The organism is Desulforudis sp. DRI-14 (assembly GCF_052618305.1).
Genome location: NZ_JBQXEZ010000004.1, coordinates 43,688 through 62,536, shown reverse-complemented (window position 1 = coordinate 62,536; position 18,849 = coordinate 43,688). Strand labels below are relative to the sequence as shown.

Sequence of the window (18,849 nt, the reverse complement as noted above, 5' to 3'; positions counted from 1 at the left end):
TTGTAGAAAGGTTCTAAAATGGCCTTGCCGGATGCCTGGCATGTAAAAGGGCCTCCCTACGGAGGCCCAGCTTCGTTTTTCGCAGGCTGGCTATTCTTCGGCTTCACTCTCCGCCGGTATCGCCGCCGGCGTCCTCCTCGCTGCTCTCATCATTGCCGTCGCCGGGATCCTGCTCCGCATCGTCCCCGGCATTCTGATCCGTGTCATCCCCGCCGTTCTCACCGGCCCGGTCGTCGATGATCCGCGAAAGGATGGCCGCCAGTTCCGCGCGCGTGATGCGGCTGTTGGGATTGAAGTTGCCGTTCGGGGCCCCTTTGATGTACCCCGCGTTGTACATCGCGATCAGGTAGGGCAGGTCTTCGGGGCTGATCAGGAGGCCGTCCTTGAAAGGCACGTTCGAGACGTCGATCCCGCTGATGTCCAGGTTCAAAGCCTTGGCCACCGCTACGGCGACCTGGGCGCGGCTGGCCTGAACGTGAGAGTGGAAGCGGTTCAGGTTGATGACGCCTTTCATCGCCGCCTTCTTAACCTGCCCTTTCGCCCAGGCCGGGACGCCTTCCAGATCTTCCTCGTCCACGTCCTCGTCTTCCTCAGCCGCTTCGTCTTCGCCGGCACTTTCATCCGTCTCATCCTCGTCTTCATCCACGGCGTTGCCGTCGTCCACCGCAATGGACATCACCAGCGAGACGGCCTCGGCCTGGGTGACCGGGCTCTCCGGCCGGAACCTGCCGTCCTCGTAACCGTTTACTACGCCGAGAGCGGCCAGCTTTTCGATACTTTCCTTAGCCCAGTGGTATCGGGTGTCGGAAAACCCGCCCAGTTCAATACCGGCCTTGATGATAGCGTCGTAGGCCGCCAGCTTGGCCCGCAGCTCCGCAAGGACGTCGCCTTTCATCTCAAGGCCGTTCCGGCCGAGCTCCAGCTTGCCGTTCGCCGACTTGTACTCGATCTTGCCGTCCCTGATTTCGAATACCACTTCGCCATCCTTGATTTCGATTTTCCCGTCCTTGACCTCCAGTTTGAACCTTTCTTCAGCCGCCTTGGGCTTTTCAGGCTTGTCCTGCCCCTTGCCGGGCTTGGCGTAAGCCACTCCCGCATTCATCCCGGCGATAAAGAAGACCATCGTTACCAGTGCCAACAGCCGCTTCAACATAGTTCACTCCTCCCCTGCAAGTTTTGTCTTTATTTTCGCACTTGGTCAGCATCGTTTGGTGGGCAAGAGGGTCTGATTACCGTAGGACGAAATTCCCAAATTTCGCGTAGGACCCCACGGCCTTGGGCCAGGTATCTTATTTCCGCACGGGTATATCGGAATTCACAAAGATGCTTTGTCCAAAGTCCTGGAAAGCACGAAAGGCGGCTAGCAAACCCGAAATGCAAGCTTCCCTTCCACGAAAGTAAACTCGACCCTTGAGCGGATGTCGAAAGGATCTCCCGACAGGATAATAAAATCGGCGTCCTTGCCGGGTTCAAGGGTCCCCATCCGGCCGTCGACCCCCAGGATGCGGGCGGCGTCGCGCGTTACGGCCGCCAGGGCCCTTTCCTCGGGAAGGCCCCCGCGCACGGTCAGCAACGCGGAGAGACCGAGGTACTGGATCGGCACCACCGGGTGGTCGGTCATGACGGCGAAGGTCACCCCGGCTTCGGCCACCCGCCGGGCGTTCTCGATGGTCAGGCCCTGCATTTCGGGCTTGGCGCGCTGGGTGATGATCGGGCCTAGGACCACGGGCACGGCCTCGCGGGCCAGCAGTTCGGCCACCTTGTACCCCTCGGTGGCATGCTCGATGACCAGGTCGACCTCGAATTCCCTGGCGATGCGCACGGCCGTGGCGATGTCGTCGGCCCTGTGGGCGTGCAGCCGCAGGGGAATCTCCCGCCGCAGCACGCGGCCCAGGGCCTCCAGTTTCAAATCTCTGTCCGGCGGGTCGGCCTTCCCGGCCTGCGCCCGCTCAAGCTTGCGGAGATAATCCCGGGCCTGCGCCAGAGCCGTCCTTAAGATGGCCGCGCTGGCCATCCGGGTCATCGGTGATTTTTTCTCCCGGCCGTAAACGCGCTTGGGGTTCTCGCCGAAGGCCGCTTTAAGCCCGGCGGGGAACTTGACGATCATCTCGTCGACGATCCGGCCGGCCGTCTTCAAAACAACCATTTCCCCACCGACAACGTTGGCGCTCCCCGGACCCGTGCAGATCGTCGTAACGCCGCCGGAAAGGGCGTCGGCGAAACCGAGGTCCTGCGGGTTGACGGCGTCGATCGCGCGCAGGTGCGCCGTAACCGGGTCGCTGGCCTCGTTGACATCGTCGCCCTCTTCACGAAAGACTTCCTCTTGTACACCCACGTGGCAGTGGGCGTCGATCAGCCCGGGCATGACCACCTTGCCCCGGCCGTCGATCACCGCAGTACCTTCAGGGACGGGCACATCCTTCCCCACCGCCTTGATCCGGCTGCCTTCAATCAGCAGCGTCCCTTGCCGGATTTCTTCTCCCGCCATCGTCAGGATCCGGGCATTGATCACGGCTGTAAACGGAGATTCCACATCGCATCACTCTTTCCTTGATCTTTTATAAGCTGCCGCAACAAACCGCGCGAACAGGCGGTAATGCGCTGTTTCCCGTTCCCACATCACCTCGGGGTGCCACTGAACCCCCAGCGCAAAACGCGCATCCGGCCCGTGGTATTCGATAGCCTCAATGATTCCGTCAGCCGCCCAGGCTACGGCCCTGAAACCGGGAGCGACATCGCGCACGGCCTGGTGGTGAAAACTGTTGACCCTCAGGCTCGTTCGTCCGGTGATGTCCGCAAGCAGCGATTTGGGCAAGATTTTAACGCCATGCGTAGCATACCACCGCGGGGCTTCCTGGTTGTGCTTAATATTCGCGACGGCTCCCCGGATATCCTGGTAGATGTTTCCCCCCGCGGCGATGTTAAGGACCTGGAGGCCCCGGCAGATCCCCAAAACGGGCAAGCCCGCCGCCAGGGCCATCTGCGCGGCGGTGATCTCCATCCGGTCGCGCTCGGGCGTAATCTCACCCGTCCCGGGCAGGGGCTCCTCGCCGAAGAAGAGCGGGTCGACGTCGCCGCCGCCCGAGAGGAGCAGCCCGTCAACCCGTTCCAGGATAGTACGGACCGCCTCCGCATCCCTGACCGGGGGCAACAGCACGGGACTTCCGCCCGCACTCTCGATCGCCCGGTAGTAATAATCGGCCAGGAACACCCTCCCCAGAGCGCTGTCCTGCGCGCAAGTGATGCCGATAACGGGCAAAGCCACCAGCCTCCTTACAGTTTCAGACCCTACAAAAACATTCCTTAAAAATAGATACACACCCGGGGTCCCGGGTGTGCTTAACATTGGCTACTCATTTCTATTCCGACTACCGACTACTAACTGCTGACTACTGAATTAGAACTTGGTCAGGTACTCCTCCAGCTCCCACGGGTGGACCTGCACCCTGTACCTGTCCCACTCGATCATCTTCGCTTCGAGGTACCTGTTGAATACGTGCTCGCCCAGGGCGTAACGCAGGACGCCGTCCCGGGCAAGCTCCTGGAGGGCCTCGCGCAGGTCCTCCGGAAGGTTTCCGATCCCCAAGGCCTGGCGTTCCTCCGCGGGCATGTGGTAGATGTTCTGGTCACACGGCGGCGGGGGGGCGATCCGGTTCCTGATGCCGTCCAGACCGGCTTGCAGGCAGACCGCCAGGGCCAGGTAGGGGTTGCAGGACGGGTCAGGGCTGCGCAGCTCGATGCGCGTCGAGGCGCCGCGCTTGGCCGGGATGCGGATCAGCGGGCTCCGGTTCCGGTAGGACCAGGCGATGTAGACCGGGGCCTCGTAGCCCGAGACCAGCCGCTTGTACGAGTTGACCGTCGGGTTGAGGATGGCCGTCAGGGCCCGCGCGTGCTGCATAATCCCGCCGATGTAAAACCGGCAGACATCGCTTAACTGGGTTTCGTGAGAGGGATCGAAGAAGGCGTTTTCCCCGTCCCGCGCCAGGGACTGGTTGAGGTGCATGCCCGAGCCGGCCGTGCCGAAGAGAGGCTTCGGCATAAAAGTAGCGTGCAACCCGTGGCGCTGGGCGACGGTGCGGACCACCCATTTAAAGGTCAGGATTTTGTCGGCGATATCCAGCGCGTCGTCGTATTTGAAGTCGATCTCGTGCTGCCCGGGGGCGACTTCGTGGTGCGAGGCCTCGATTTCAAAGCCCAGCTGCTCCAGGGTCAGGATCATGTCGCGCCTGGCCTCTTCGCCGAGGTCCACCGGCGCCAGGTCGAAGTAACCCGCCCGGTCGTGGGTGTGCGTGGTCGGGCGGCCGTCCTGGTCCACGTGGAAAAGGAAAAACTCGGCCTCCGGCCCCACAAACATGGTGTACCCCAGCGCCTCGGCATCCTTTATCGCCCGGCGCAGAACGTAACGCGGGTCGCCCTCGAAAGGGGTCCCGTCGGGGTTGTAGATGTCGCAGATCAGCCGCGCCACCGTGTTGCCGTTCTGGTTGTGCCACGGGAAAATGACGAACGTGTTTGGGTCCGGCCGCAGGTACATGTCCGATTCCTCGATGCGCACGAAACCCTCGATCGAAGACCCGTCGAACATCAGCTCGTTGTTCAAGGCCTTGTCCAGCTGCTCGACGGTGATCGCCACGTTCTTCATCACGCCGAAAATATCCGTAAACTGGAGGCGGACGAACTTGACCCCGTACTCCTTGGCCATCTTGCGGACATCGTCCGGAGAATACTTCTGCACCGGCCACACCCCTCGATGTTTTTAGCCCGGAGGCTTTACGTAGGTAATATACCACATCTGGCGCGGCCGGAAAAGGCTGACATCAGGAAACCGCACCCGCTCAATCCCCGGGCAGCGGCTCGCGGGACAGCGCGTTCGGGCCCGCTGAGGTATAAAAGCGGAAGCTGTGCGTGTGCTGCGCACCGCCATCCTGCCCATTTGCAGACGAACTTACGCCCTGGCACAGGTGAACGTGTTCAAACTCCGAGATCTTAATGGACAGTCCCGTTAGAAATGACAGATAGTGCAGGTGGAAGCCATTAAAGCTGGTGAAGTTCAGGAGCACCTCGTGCACGTGCCCGTCGCCGGCCTTTATCGCGGGGCCCGTCATCCCGCTGATGCGGTGGGTATGAGAGTCTTTAACGCCAAGGGTGCAAGAAAACTCGTGGTTGTGCTGATTGATCACCTGGCACATATACGCCCCCCTGTCGCTTTAGGCTCATGCTATCACTATATGAACAATCCCGGCAGGTGCTACCAAATTAGGTTGTAGGTCATAAGCCGTAGGGGTGGGGGCAGGCTGCAGGGTACCCGCGCTTACACCGCGTATAACCGCCCGTAAGGCCGATGCGACACCGGCAGCAGCTTCACAAACGGCTCCTGCCGGATTTCCTCGTAGCGGCAGCCGAAATAACCGGCGTAGGCCCTGAGCAACGGCTCCAGGACGGCCTCATCCCCGTCTTCGAGGTTGAAAACCTTGACCTCTTTGCCCAGCGTATATTCATCCACACCACCGCGGAGGTACATAACGCCCCCGTGCATGCCGGTGCCCAGGTACTGTCCGGCCAGCGGTTCCCCCGGCCGCCGGTTGAGTCCCAGCACCACGAGGACACCCCCCGCCATGTATTCCCCCAGAAAGTTGCCAGCCGTTTCACCCACGACGATGGCCGGGACCTGGTCGCGGTACTCCTTCATGTGGATGCCCACGCGAAAGCCCACCTTGCCGCGGACGAACATCCGGCCGCCCCGCATGGCGTAGCCGAGGACGTCCCCGGCATCGCCATGGACGACGATCAACCCGTCATTCATAGTGTTGCCGATGCCGTCCTGGGCGTTGCCGCGGACCACGATCCGCGGCCCGTCCATGAAGACCCCGAGGTCGTTGCCCGGCACCCCGTGGATGTTGATCCGCACCTTGCTGCTCAAGCCCGCCCCTATATAGCGCTGGCCATTGATGTTGTAAAGCTCTATCTCCGCAACGCCGTCCTGGACGGCCGCCCTGATTTTTTCATTGAGAGGCCTGTAGTGCAAGCCCTTCGCATCGATCTCCAACAACATGGTTTTTCCCCCTTGCAGTAACGCAACATCCATCAGCCACGTTCCTGACATCGACTACTGGCACCTAACAGCACTCGGCTGCCAGCACTCAAATTGATGGATGTTTCCAATTCCAAACGCTGAACGCTGAATGCCTAAAAGGCTCAGCACTCAACTCGGAGAACTAGCCGAACACTGAACGCTCAGTGCTATTAAGTCCAACAGCCAACTACTAATAACTACCGCTGAATCCGAAGGATTCAGCTACACTCCTTCTCCCGCCGGCTTTACGCCCAGAATCCGGAGATCGGTATTGCTCAGGCCGATGCCCCGGAGACGCAGGCGATTACCGCGCAGGCTTTCCACGGCGTTGGTCCCGAGGGCGCCGAGGATTTCCTTGAGTTCCAGCGACCAGCCGCGGATCAGGTTGACGACCCGCTGCGCGCCTTCCTCGGGATCGAGCCTCCGGGTCAGTTCCGGCCGCTGAGTGGCGATGCCCCAGTTGCACTTTCCGGTATAGCACTTCTGGCAGAGGTGGCAGCCCAGAGCGATCAGGGCCGCCGTACCGATGGCGACGGCGTCGGCGCCCAGGGCCAGGGCCTTGGCAACATCGCCGCTGTGGCGGTAACCCCCGGCAGCGATGATCGAAACGCGATTGCGGATGCCTTCCTGGCGCAGGCGTTCGTCAACAGCCGCCAGGGCCGCTTCGATGGGGATGCCGACGTGGTCGCGGATGACCATCGGCGCCGCCCCCGTGCCGCCGCGGAAGCCGTCGATGTAAATGATGTCCGCTCCAGCCCGGGCGATGCCGCTGGCAATCGCGGCCACGTTGTGCACGGCGGCGATCTTGACGGACACCGGCTTAGTGTAGGCGGTGGCTTCCTTAATGGCGAAGATCAGCTGCCCCAGGTCCTCGATCGAATAAATGTCGTGGTGCGGAGCCGGGGAAAGGGCGTCCGACCCGACCGGGATCATACGGGTCTGCGAAACCTCCTCGTTAACCTTTTCACCGGGCAGGTGACCGCCGATCCCAGGCTTGGCCCCCTGGCCGATCTTAATCTCTACGGCTGCGGCGCGATTGAGGTAGCCCGCATTGACCCCGAAACGCCCTGAGGCGACCTGGACGATGGTGTGCGCGCCGTAAGGATACAGGTCCTCATGCAGGCCGCCCTCGCCGGTATTCCAGTATATACCGCACTCCTTGGCCGCCATGGCCAGGGCTTTCTGTACGTTCAGGCTGACGGCCCCGAAAGACATAGCCGCAAAGACGATGGGCGTTTCCAGCTTTAGCTGGGGAGGCATCTTCGTCTTGAGCTCGTAAGTGCCGTCCGGGCGCGCCGCCACTTCCACGGCGTCGGGTTTGGTGCCGAGATAGGTCCGCAGTTCCATCGGCTCGCGCAAGGGATCGATGGACGGGTTGGTGACCTGGCAGGCGTCGAGGACCAAGTGGTCGTAGTAGCTAAAGTAAGCCTTATCGTTGCCGCTCGAAGTGAGGACCATACCCCCGGTTTCAGCCTGCATCCAGATCCCCTTCTGGTAATGCGGCAGCCAGTGATGGTTTTGCTTGTAAGCCAGCGGGTTAGGTACGACCGTAATCGCACCCTCCGGACAGTGGGCCACGCAGTAGTGGCACTGCACGCACTTGCTGCTGTCGGTGAGAACCCGGTCGATGTCGTACTTCTCTTCCTGGTAGATTTTCCGCAGCGCCTCCAGGTCGGACCCGGCAAACCTGAACGGCTTCGCCCAGACGCTATGCGTGAAACTGAAGACGCCGAAGGCACAGCCGTTGACGCACGTCCCGCACCGCTTACAGCGGCTGTGGTCTATCTGAACAAGAAATTCCGGCGGCAGAAAGCTCTTCATTGAACCGCGCCTCCCTCTAGATCAACAATCAGTGGTTCCCCGGCATGTACGGCCCACACCTCGTCGAGATCGCCCATAATGTTGCGCATGGCGCTCTCTTCGCTGGCCATCAGCACAAAGTCGCCCTTCCTGGCCGCTACGAGAGGCCGCAGCTTGATGCGGTCGTTCAGGCCGATCATCCCCCTGCTGTGCGAGACAATGATGCTGAAAGGCCCGTTGACCAGCGCCGGGGCGTACACCTGGCGCAGGGCCGTGTACAAGGCCCGCTCTTCTTCCGGCATGCGGTCGATGTCGCGCCAAAAGGGCGAGGCCAACACCCGGCAGACCAGCGGCAGCGGTAGACCGTGGCGCCGGTGCAACAGGTCGAACAGGTAGGCGATCACCTCGGTGTCGGTCTGGAGTTCCAGGCGGTAGCGGAACATCTCCAGGTAGCGCTTGTTGATCCCGTAAGAAGAGACCTCACCGTTGTGCACCACCGACCAGTCGAGAAGATTAAAGGGATGGGCGCCGCCCCACCAGCCCGGAGTGTTCGTCGGAAAGCGGCCGTGCGCGGTCCACAGGTAGCCCTCGTAATCTTCGAGCCGGTAGAAGCGGGCGATGTCCTCGGGGTAACCGACCCCTTTGAAAACGCCCATGTTCTTGCCCGACGAGACGACAAAGGCCCCGGAGAACCGGGTGTTGATCTTCATGACGGTGCGGGCCACGAACTCATGCTCGTCGGGGATGCTGCACTGCATAACGCAATCCCTCTTGGGCGTGGCGAAATAGCGCCACAGCAGCGGGGTGTCGGTGATCGCCGTGACCGTCCGCGTGGGGATGGGCTCCGCCCGGTCGATATCGAACACCCGCTGCAGGTAGGCGTCGACGTCGATCTTCGCCTGTTCGCTCTCGTACAGCAGATGGATGGCGTAATGGCCGGCAAACTCGGGGTAGATGCCATACCCCGCGAACCCCCCGCCCAGGCCGTTTGAACGCTCGTGCATGCAGGTTATCGAACTGGTAATGGCCTCGCCGTTGATGCGCCGGCCTTTAACGTTCAAGATGGCGCTGACCGCGCAGCCCGATGGTATCCTGATATTTCCTTCCCTCATTAATTCGTTCATTAAACACACTCCTCCAAGCTGAATCCTTGCGGATTCAGCGGTAGTAAGTCGTAGGTAGTAAGACTCCCCGGCACTCAACTAAGCGAGTTAAGTTGCAGGTAGATCTAGTTTTGTAGCATCTCGAAGACTGACAGTGGCTCTAAATGTAATGGCTCTTCGAGTTGAGTGCTGAGCCGTTCGGGAATTGCGAATATACATCCTTGCGGATTCAGCGGTAGCCTGCAGTTAGCTGTCAGACTTAATGGCATTCAGCGTTCAGCATTCGGAATAGAGTTAACCGGACTAAGTTATTATCCGAGTGCCGACAGCCAACGCTGAGTGCACGGGCGAAGCCCGCATTTCGCGCTCCGCTTTAGTAAAGGGTGAGGTAGCGTTCTATCTCCCACGGGTGGACCTGCACCCGGTAGCTGTCCCACTCTGCTTTTTTGAGCTTGATGAAACGCTCGTAGACGTGTTCGCCGAGCGTCTCTCTCACCAGCGGGTCGGCCTCCATGGCCTCGATCGCCTCTTGCAGGCTTCCGGGAAGCCTGCCGATACCCAGTTCCTCCCTACGTCGGTCAGTCAGCTCGTAAAGGTTTTCGTAGCAAGGCGGGGGCGGCAGTTCGCCTCGTGCCAGGCCGTCGAGCCCGGCACGCAGGCATACGGCCATAGCCAGGTAGGGATTGCAGGACGGGTCCGGGCTGCGCAGTTCGATCCTCGTGTTAAGACCGCGTTCAGAGGGAATGCGGATCAGGGGGCTGCGGTTCTGAAAGGACCAGGCGATGTCGGTCGGCGCCTCGTAGCCTGGTACCAGGCGCTTGTACGAGTTCACGGTGGGATTGGTGACGGCCGTGATCCCGCGGGCGTGCTGCAAAAGCCCGTTGATAAAGCAAAGGGCTTCCGTGCTCAATTCGTCCTCCCCGTAAGGGTCGTGGAAAATGTTACGCGTATCGTCCTTAAACAGCGACTGGCTGATGTGCATGCCCGAACCGCAGATGCCGCCGATGGGTTTGGGCATGAAGGTGGCATGCAGGCCGTGGCGCTGGGCGATCGTGCGCACCACGAACCGGAAAGTGGCGATCTTGTCGGCCGTCGCCAGGACATCGTCGTACTTGATGCGGATCTCGTGCTGCCCGGGGGCCACCTCGTGGTGCGAGGCCTCGATCTCGAAGCCCATCTCCTCAAGAATGATGACCATTTCGCGCCGGGCCTCGCTCCCCAAGTCATTGGGAGTGGCGTCGAAGTAACCGCCGCGGTCCTGCGTGGTTAAAAGCGGCCGTCCTTTCTCATCGAGGTGGAAGAGGAAAAACTCGGCTTCCGCCCCGACTTTGTAAACAAAGCCCAGCTTTTCCGCTTCCAGCCGGGCCCGCTTCAGAACCTGCCGGGGGTCGCCGGCAAACGGTTCACCTGTTGCCGTGTAAACGTCGCAAATCAGCCGCGCCACCGCCCCGTTCCGGGGACGCCATGGAAAAATAGTGAAAGTCGAAGGGTCAGGGCGCAGGTACATGTCGGATTCCTCAATCCGCACAAAGCCCTCAATCGATGAGCCGTCAAACATCAGTTCTCCCGCCAGGGCCTTATCGAGCTGGTCCGCGGTGATGGCCACGTTCTTCAGCACGCCCTGCAGGTCGGTAAACTGCAGGCGGATGAACTTGACGCCAAACTGTTGGACCAGCTCCCGCACGTCTTCGGGCGTTAGCCAGGCAGCCAATCTAAACACCACCTTGTGAAAGATTGGAAAAGCGCGGTCAGAAACCGGAACAGGATCTTCGAAGCAGAAATATCCCGGTTCCTCACGGCGCCCTTCCTCAGAAGAAGAAGTCGCCTCACCCGGCACTCAGCCCGTAAGCAACCTCCAGCGTTAGCCAGAGTCTGTTCCTCGGGTCATTAGGGTCAGCCCCGAAAGATGGGCCGTAAGGCTGAGTACCGGGTGAAGACAGCGCCTAAAACTTCTCCAGATATTGCTCGACTTCCCAGGGGTGGACCTGGACCCGGTATTCGTCCCATTCCTTGCGCTTGATTTCCAGGAACTTCGTCAGGACATGGTCACCCAGCGCTTTCTTGACGACATCGTCTTTTTCCAGTTCACCGAGGGCCTCTTCCAGGCTGCCGGGCATGCTGGCCACACCCATCTCCAGGCGGTCCTGCGGGCTTAAGTGGAAGATGTCGCGTTCCACGCGTTCGGGCGGGGCGATCTTGTTCTTGATCCCGTCCAGACCGGCGGCCAGGGCCACGGACAGGGCCAGGTACGGGTTGCAGGCCGGATCGGGATTGCGCAACTCCACCCGGGTGGACAGCCCGCGCTTCGCCGGGATGCGGATCAGCGCGCTGCGGTTGCCCTGCGCCCAGGCCAGGTAGACCGGCGCCTCGTAGCCGGGCACCAAGCGCTTGTACGAGTTGACTGTCGGGTTCGTCACGGCGGCAAAGCCGCGGGCGTGCTTCAGCAGGCCCCCCACGTACCAGTAGCATTCCTGGCTCAGTTGGTCCGGGGTCGTGGGATCGAAGAAGGCGTTGTTTCCACCCTTGAACAGCGACTGGTTGGTGTGCATCCCGGAGCCGTTGATGCCGTAGATCGGCTTCGGCATAAAGGTGGCGTGCAGGCCGTGGCGCTGGGCCAGGGTGCGCACCACGAACTTGAAGGTTACGATCTTGTCGGCCACGTCCAGGGCGTCGGAGTATTTGAAGTCGATCTCGTGCTGGCCGGGGGCCACTTCGTGGTGCGAGGCCTCGATCTCGAAGCCCATCTCTTCCAGGGCCATGACCATTTCGCGGCGGGCGTTTTCGCCTTTGTCCACGGGAGAAAGGTCAAAGTAGCCGGCTTTGTCCTGGGTATCGAGGAGCGGGCAGCCGTCGGAGTCCACGTGGAAGAGGAAGAATTCCAGTTCAGGGCCGGCGTTCATGGTGTACCCCAGGGCACGGGCCTCGGCAAGCACGCGCTTCAAGGTATTCCGCGGGCACCCGGCGAAGGGGGCGCCGTCCGGGGTATAGATGTCGCAAATCAGGCGCGCCACGGCACCGTCCCGTGGACGCCAGGGGAAGATGACAAAGGTCTTGGGGTCCGGGCGGAGATACATGTCGGACTCTTCGATCCGGGCGAAGCCGTGAATCGAGGACCCGTCAAACATCAGTTCGCCGTCCAGGGCCTTTTCCAGCTGTTCTACCGGAATGGCCACGTTCTTGAGCACGCCCAGGATGTCGGTAAACTGAAGCCTGATGAACTTGACACCGAGCTGCCTGCACTTTTCCAAGATCTCCTGTTTGATCGCCTGTTCCATGAGAGTTCTCCTCCTTTAATTTGACCCCTCAAGGTGCCCTAAAAAAGCAAGCCTTTAAAAGGGGTTATTTCAACCCACCTTCTAAAGGCGTCATTGCCTACCCGGGACGCACTCCGTTATGCCTCTCCGGGGATATTCACTTAAAGCAGCATTCGGCATTCAGCGTTCCGCATTAGCATTCGGGTTAAAACCCTTAGTCTAAGCGCCGGATGCTTGACGCTGAGTGCTCCCGGCACTCAACTCGAAGAACCATTACATTTACATTCAGGGCTAACAATTACTCCTTGAAACGTTAACAGGTTAGATCTACCTGCAATTCAACTCCTTCAGTTGAGTGCCGGGCATTTTAGCTTTCATTAAGCTGGTGCGCCAGGATAATGGCTTCCGCGACCGCCCGCATCGAGAGGCGCTTGTTCATGCTCTGCTTCTGGATCCTCCTGAAGGCCTCGACTTCCGAGAGACCGAGCGTCTCCATGAGGATACCCTTCGCCCTCTCCACCGTCTTGCGGGTCTCAAGCGTGTCCTTCAGCGAGCGGATTTCGCCCTCAAGCCGCGTAACCTCGCGGTAGCTGTTCAGGGCGATCTCGATGATGGGGATGATGGTCTGCTCGTCGACCGGTTTGACGACGAAACCGAAGACCTGCGCTTCCTTCGCCTTCTCCAGCACATCCATGTTGTACGCGCTGCAGGTTAGGACGACAGGGGCCAGTTTGTCGTCGTGGACGATGCGGGCCACCTCCAACCCATTCATGCCCGGGAGGAAGGCATCGGTGATGACCAGGTCCGGTTGCCGGGAACGGATCAGCTTGATGGCGGTGATGCCGTCTTCGGCCTCGCCGATGACCAAGTAATCCGCCTTTGCCAGCGTCGCCTTCAAATTCTTGCGCCAGTGAGCGTCGGGCTCGACCACGACGACGCGCTGCTGCCTGGGCACAGGGCCTACCTCCTCGTTTTAACTAGTATTCCCGGCAAATAAAAACGCCCCTGACGAACCGCGCTTGCGCAGTCCACCGGGGCATCATTGCCGTCCTGGATACGTCGTTGTACCCGAGGTATATATTTTAATACAATGTATTATACGAACTGACAGATTATCTGACAAGAGTTTTATTGATAAATATCCTGTATACTTGTCATCTTCATCCCAGGATCTGATCGACTTCCTCCCTGTCCGCGTCCATAATGTACTTGATGCCGGTAATCCTGGCCGCTTCCGGAGTTAAGGCGACGACATCGTCGCGGGTGATGTAGTTAAGCGCCCACTTCCGGGCACCGCACATCAGCTGGCGCAAGCCCTGGGCCAGGCGGTCGCAGTAGCCGTAAACGCCGAGGGCGCCTACCGGCAGGCGGTCATAGTCCGCTCCCAGCCTTGCTTTGATGCGTCTAGCGGAACGGATAACCTGCTCCACGGTATCCCCGTAGGCCTTATACTCCGGCAGGACCTTACCTTCCTTGAGATTCTGGTCGACGGTCTTCGCAACCATGGCTGCAGCGAGCGGCGAGCGGGCCATGCCAATGGCCTTAACATAAGGAGCACTGAGGGCAAAACCCTTGAACATATGGTCTTCCAGGGTCAGCCCGCCCGCGATGGCAATCGGCGGAATATAGGCGCCTTTCGCGGCCAAACGATCGCAGTACTGGGTCAGGAGGGCCTGGATGTAGAGCGTGGGAATACCCCACTCGTTCATCATCCGCCAGGGGCTCATCCCGGTACCCCCGCCGGCGCCGTCCACGGTCAGAAGGTCGAGCTTGGCATCGGAGGCGTACTTGACAGCCCGCGCCAGGTCTGCGGGGCGGTAGGCCCCCGTCTTCAAGAAGACGTACTTCGCCCCGGCCTTACGCAGCTCTTCAACCCGGGCCATGAAGCTCTCATATTCGACAAACCCGATGCGGGAGTGCCGTTCAAACTCTCTAAAGGCGCCCGCCTTGAAGGCCTCCTGTACGGCCGGGTCCTCCGGGTCGGGCAGCACGATGTAGCCGCGGCCCTTTAACTGCAGGGCGCGTTCCAGACTGTTAAGCTTAACCTCGCCGCCGATGTCTTTGGCTCCCTGTCCCCACTTGAGTTCCACCGCCTCAATGCCAAACTTCTCGATGCACCATTCCTGAACGCCCAATCGGGTATCCTCAACGTTGGCCTGTACGGCAATGAAGCCATTCTCACCGTCGTACCAGTCGGTGAAAGCCTTAATGCGGGCTTCCATTGCCGGTGAATGTACCACGCGGCCGTTCTTGATCTCCGAGTCGGGGTCCATAGCGCAGACGTTCTCGCCGATAGCGATGCCGATACCGGCAAGCGCCGCCCCGGCAGCCAGGTGGTCCCAGTTGTTGGCGGCAACGTTGGTCGAGCCCATGGCAGCGACAACAATCGGCAGACTGAGTTTGATGTCCCCATTCCGGCCCAGTCTGGTCGTAAGGTCAACGGCAGGGAAGATCGCCTTGTCAGGGTCGGCATCGATGCCGAAAGCGCCCACTGCCGTACCCTGGATATTGATATGAGAGTAGTCTACGGGATACTTCTTCTGGCCGGCGGAAGTGGTTTTGCCAAAGGGCTGGGGGTAAAGCACCTCTTTGCCCCGAATCGCCGACTTGCCAATTTCGCACGTCCCCGGACACCCGTCGAGACAGGTCACGCACATGCCGCTCTGCGGGCACTTCTGGTCACCGGTACGAAGCCTGGTCTGTGTTGCTACACTAGCATTTGTGCCAACGCTGAAATTCATCTGACTGCCATCCTCCTGTAAAAAATAATTTAAAGTTATCTATTTTGTTTCTTTAGTAAACTATCTAACTGGTTAAAGGCTATCATCCCCTCTGCTATTCCGCGTGGTTCAAGATCCTATCGGGTGAGTCGCTAGAAAACTTCTCCATCCGACATTCAACAGCCAACAGCTAATATAGAACACCCAACACCTAATACCAAACACCTAGTATTTAGCCAGGTATTCGTCCAGTTCCCATTGATGTACTTTATCGTTGTAGCGTGTCCATTCGTCTTGCTTGACGGCCATGATCCGCTGGTAAATCGCTTCACCCAGCGTGTCCTGAACAAGCCGGTCCTCCGCAAGGGCCGTCAGAGCTTCGCCCATGTTACGGGGAAGGCTGATTTCTTTGACAAGCCCCGCAAGTTCCTCATTGCTGCACTCTTCGAGCGGCGGGGGCGGTTCGATCCGGTTATCGATGCCGTCGATGCCGGCAGCCAGGATGGCTGCAAGGGCCAAGTACGGGTTGGCTGTAGGGTCGGGGCTTTTGAGGACGAGCCTCGCTCCGTGGTTATCGTAACCAGGAACCCTGATCATCGTGGCGCGGTTTCCTTCCGACCACCCCGCCAGAACAGGCGAAAGGTTGTTGGGGATCAGGCGTTTGTATGAATTGATCAGCGGGTTGGTAATGGCCGTGATGGCCCGGGCGTGTTTCAGGATACCCCCTACAAAGAACCTCCCCGTCTCGCTGAGCAGCAGGGGGGCGGAATCATCCTGGAAAAGGTTCTTTTCCCCGTCCCAGAGGGAAAGGTTGAGGGTCATGCCGGAGCCGATTGAATTGTCAAGAGGCTTCGGCATGAAAGAGGCGTGCAGCCCGTGGCGCTGTGCCACCGTGCGTACGACAAACTTGAAGGTCGCCAGCTTGTCGGCCATGGCCAGGGCCGTGTCGTCTTTAAGACCGATTTCGTGCTGGCCCGGGGCGATCTCGTGGTGCGACGACGTCACCTCGATGTCCATTTGCTCCAGGGTCAGGATCATGTCGCGCCGGGCGTTTTCCCCAAGGTCAATGGGCGTCAGGTCGCAGAAGCCCGCCCGGTCGTTGGTGCGGGTAGTCGGAAGCCCCTGCTCGTCGGTACCGAACAGGAAGAACTCGGTCTCCGGCCCCACCATCAACATCCAGCCCCGTTCACGAGCCTTGTTGAGGGTCCGGCGGAGAACCGAGCGCGAGCAGCCTTCAAATTCGCCCTCGTCCGCCGTACGGGCCTCGCAGATCAGTCTCGCCACGGCGCCGTCCCTGGGGCGCCAAGGGAAGACTTCGAAAGTAGAGGGCACCGGCTGCAGCAGTACGTCACGGCGGCGGCCGCGCACAAACCCCTCGAAAACAGCGCTGTCAAAACAGACCTTGCCGGCCAGTGCTCTGTCCAACTCTTCAACGGTGATAGCGATGTTCTTGAGCGCCCCCAGGATGTCGGTAAACTGGAGGCGGACAAACTTCACATTATACTCTTGGGCTAAGTGCTGGACGTCTTCTGCGGTCAGCAGCCTTGGCAAGCAACTCACCTCCAAAAAATAAAAACGCCCCAAAACCCGCTTATTTTAAGCGGATTTCAGGGACGCCATTGCCCCGCTTCATTAATTAACTGTCCCCGATTATAGAAGGTCTTGTCGAAGAAATCAAGGGCACAGCCCCAAGTATACAGTACACTATTTCTTATCCGATGATTCCAGTTGAATGATGATCTCCCTGGCAACCTTGGCCAGAGACCGCGAAGTATCCATGCTCCTCTTCTGGATGTATTTATAGGCGTCACGCTCGCTAAAACCTTTACGCTCCATCAGCAGGCCTTTAGCCCTTTCGACCAGTTTCCGTGACTCGACGTTGCGTTTGAGCCTAGTGTTTTCCTGTTCGAGCGCGGTGAGACGGCGAAAGTTGGCGAGGGCCACTTCGATGGCCAGGTACAGTTCGTCGTCCGTGTACGGCACTAATATATAGGAAAGCATCCATTCGGTTCTGGCCATAGAGGCGATATCCCGCGGGTCATGCGCCAGAAAAACGATGGGGGCCACCCGGTGCTCGTCGATAACCTGGGGAACCCCCAGGCCGCCGTAGTCGGGAAGCCGGGTGTCGAAGATAACGAGGTCCGGATGGAACTGGAAGGTTACCCTTAAGGTTTCCTTGGCGTCGGCCACCTGGGCGATAACCAGGTGCCCGGCCTTAACCAGCTTGTTCCGAAGCTTCTTTCGCTCGTTGTCGTCAGCCACGGCGATGACGACTCGAGTCTGCAGCATCCCTTCTGCTCCTTTGCAGGGTTACTAAATTTCTCTATTTTAACATACCCCCGGCCAAAAACATAGCATGGCATAAGCAGATAAGACCCGGGGGACGCGGGATGACAAAGAACAACCCCCGCCGGAACGGGGGTTGCGCCGTGGTGTTGTAACCTTGAGGGGGATAAGCTTACGAGTTCAAGATACCGCGGGTGTTCCCACCAGGCCGCCGTCGCGCACGGCGCCGCCGCCCTCGTGGTAGGCACTTTCCCCGTGCAGGGTGATGTCCAGGCCGGCCTCCTCCTCGTCGACCGTCGCGCGCAGCGGGGTGAACAGCCCGATAACCTTTAAGATGATGAAGGTTAAGATACCCGACAGAGCAATGGTGGCAATAACACCAATAGCCTGGATCCCAAGCTGGGCCGGGTTCCCGTAGAAGAGACCCGTACCCAACTCGTTCACGGCCGGGCAGGCAAACAGGCCGGTCGCCAGGGCTCCCCATATTCCGCCGACACCGTGAACACCAAAAGCGTCGAGCGAATCGTCGTAACCCAGCTTGCCCTTGACGATGGCAACAGCGATGAAGCAGACGACACCACCAACAAGCCCGATAATAATGGAAGCAAGAGGAGTTACGAAACCGGCGGCCGGGGTGATGGCAACCAGGCCCGCGATACACCCCGAAGCGGCACCGAGAACCGTCGGCTTACCGAAGCGCAGCCATTCCGCAATGACCCAGCCCAGTGCCGCCGATGCCGCAGCCGTGTTGGTGGTGACCAGAGCGTTAGCCGCCAGAGCGTTAGCCGCCAGGGCACTGCCCGGGTTAAAGCCGAACCAGCCGAACCAAAGCAACCCGGCACCCAGGACAGTAAACGGGAGACTGTGCGGCGTCATCGTCTTGACGCCGTGACCGAGCCGCTTGCCGACGACCAGCGCCGCCACCAATCCAGCCACACCGGAACTGATGTGTACAACGGTCCCGCCGGCGAAGTCCAGAGCACCGAGGGTCATTAACCAGCCGCCGCCCCAGACCCAGTGGGCTAGGGGGTCATAGACCAGTGTCGTCCACAACAAAACGAAGGCAATAAAAGCCGGAAAACGCATCCTTTCCGCGATAGCACCAGAGATGAGAGCCGCCGTGATTATCGCGAACATCAACTGGAAGGCCATGAACACGTAGTCCGGAATCGTCCCGATTATCCCGGTGCCCATGCCGCTAAGGCCGATTAAATCGAGGTTTCCGACAATCTTCTTAACGTCGGGACCGAAAGCAAGTGTGTAACCGAAGAGTACCCACTGGACCGAAACAAGGCAGATGACAATAAAACTGTGCATCATCGTGCTTAAGACATTCTTCTTTCTCACCATGCCGCCGTAGAAGAACGCCAGGCCGGGTGTCATCAGGAAGACAAGAAAAGTGCAAACGAGAATAAAGCTGGTGTCGCCGGTATCAAGCGTCGGCTCTCCGGCCCACGCCAAGCCGGGAATAAGTAATGAAACCATTAACGTCAGTATGCTCCACGTCACGTATCTGCGCATAAAAATAATGCCTCCTTAAACGGTTTTGGTGGGAGAATCCTTCTGCGGAACATACCACAGCGTATGACCGTTTCTTGAGGCACCCTTGCCGAAAA

General features: G+C 59.6%; 15 protein-coding genes. All 15 read right to left on the bottom strand.

All coding sequences use genetic code 11. The annotated features are described in order from the left end of the window. Window positions 1-103 precede the first annotated feature (103 nt). Complete coding sequence (locus ACUM6F_RS04240) at window positions 104-1,153, bottom strand: S-layer homology domain-containing protein (RefSeq protein WP_425621057.1); 1,050 nt, start codon at window positions 1,151-1,153, stop codon at window positions 104-106. 207 nt (window positions 1,154-1,360) lie between these two features. Then, on the bottom strand, window positions 1,361-2,533 hold the full coding sequence (locus ACUM6F_RS04235) for an amidohydrolase (RefSeq protein ID WP_445348476.1): 1,173 nt from the start codon (window positions 2,531-2,533) through the stop codon (window positions 1,361-1,363). A 6-nt stretch (window positions 2,534-2,539) separates the two neighbouring features. Beyond that, window positions 2,540-3,265 (bottom strand): gamma-glutamyl-gamma-aminobutyrate hydrolase family protein, encoded by a 726-nt coding sequence (locus ACUM6F_RS04230; protein ID WP_425621056.1) that lies wholly within the window; start codon window positions 3,263-3,265, stop codon window positions 2,540-2,542. Between the two features lie 132 nt (window positions 3,266-3,397). Next, window positions 3,398-4,699 (bottom strand): type I glutamate--ammonia ligase, encoded by a 1,302-nt coding sequence (gene glnA / locus ACUM6F_RS04225; RefSeq protein WP_425622222.1) that lies wholly within the window; start codon window positions 4,697-4,699, stop codon window positions 3,398-3,400. A gap of 133 nt (window positions 4,700-4,832) precedes the next feature. After that, on the bottom strand, window positions 4,833-5,186 hold the full coding sequence (locus ACUM6F_RS04220) for a YmaF family protein (RefSeq protein WP_425621055.1): 354 nt from the start codon (window positions 5,184-5,186) through the stop codon (window positions 4,833-4,835). A 122-nt stretch (window positions 5,187-5,308) separates the two neighbouring features. Then, on the bottom strand, window positions 5,309-6,046 hold the full coding sequence (locus tag ACUM6F_RS04215; RefSeq protein ID WP_426377463.1) for a GltB/FmdC/FwdC-like GXGXG domain-containing protein: 738 nt from the start codon (window positions 6,044-6,046) through the stop codon (window positions 5,309-5,311). A 246-nt stretch (window positions 6,047-6,292) separates the two neighbouring features. Further along, the gene (locus tag ACUM6F_RS04210) at window positions 6,293-7,891 is read right to left on the bottom strand and encodes a glutamate synthase-related protein (RefSeq protein ID WP_425621053.1); all 1,599 of its coding nucleotides are present in this window, start codon (window positions 7,889-7,891) and stop codon (window positions 6,293-6,295) included. Continuing rightward, on the bottom strand, window positions 7,888-8,994 hold the full coding sequence (locus tag ACUM6F_RS04205; protein WP_425621052.1) for a hypothetical protein: 1,107 nt from the start codon (window positions 8,992-8,994) through the stop codon (window positions 7,888-7,890). Before ACUM6F_RS04205 ends, ACUM6F_RS04210 begins: the two co-directional genes overlap by 4 nt. Before the next feature lie 352 nt (window positions 8,995-9,346). Continuing rightward, window positions 9,347-10,684: a glutamine synthetase family protein gene (locus ACUM6F_RS04200; protein WP_445348475.1), complete on the bottom strand. Its 1,338-nt coding sequence runs from the start codon at window positions 10,682-10,684 to the stop codon at window positions 9,347-9,349. 232 nt (window positions 10,685-10,916) lie between these two features. Continuing rightward, window positions 10,917-12,248 (bottom strand): type I glutamate--ammonia ligase, encoded by a 1,332-nt coding sequence (gene glnA / locus ACUM6F_RS04195; RefSeq protein WP_445348474.1) that lies wholly within the window; start codon window positions 12,246-12,248, stop codon window positions 10,917-10,919. A gap of 346 nt (window positions 12,249-12,594) precedes the next feature. Continuing rightward, window positions 12,595-13,182, bottom strand: coding sequence for an ANTAR domain-containing response regulator (locus tag ACUM6F_RS04190; protein WP_445348473.1), 588 nt, complete (start codon window positions 13,180-13,182; stop codon window positions 12,595-12,597). A 205-nt stretch (window positions 13,183-13,387) separates the two neighbouring features. After that, window positions 13,388-14,968: a glutamate synthase-related protein gene (locus ACUM6F_RS04185; RefSeq protein ID WP_445348472.1), complete on the bottom strand. Its 1,581-nt coding sequence runs from the start codon at window positions 14,966-14,968 to the stop codon at window positions 13,388-13,390. Window positions 14,969-15,172: 204 nt separating this feature from the next. After that, on the bottom strand, window positions 15,173-16,498 hold the full coding sequence (locus ACUM6F_RS04180; RefSeq protein ID WP_445348471.1) for a glutamine synthetase family protein: 1,326 nt from the start codon (window positions 16,496-16,498) through the stop codon (window positions 15,173-15,175). Window positions 16,499-16,651: 153 nt separating this feature from the next. Beyond that, window positions 16,652-17,236 (bottom strand): ANTAR domain-containing response regulator, encoded by a 585-nt coding sequence (locus ACUM6F_RS04175; protein WP_425621047.1) that lies wholly within the window; start codon window positions 17,234-17,236, stop codon window positions 16,652-16,654. A 177-nt stretch (window positions 17,237-17,413) separates the two neighbouring features. After that, entirely contained in the window at window positions 17,414-18,754 is a 1,341-nt protein-coding gene (locus ACUM6F_RS04170; protein ID WP_445348470.1) for an ammonium transporter, read from the bottom strand. Window positions 18,755-18,849 lie beyond the last annotated feature (95 nt).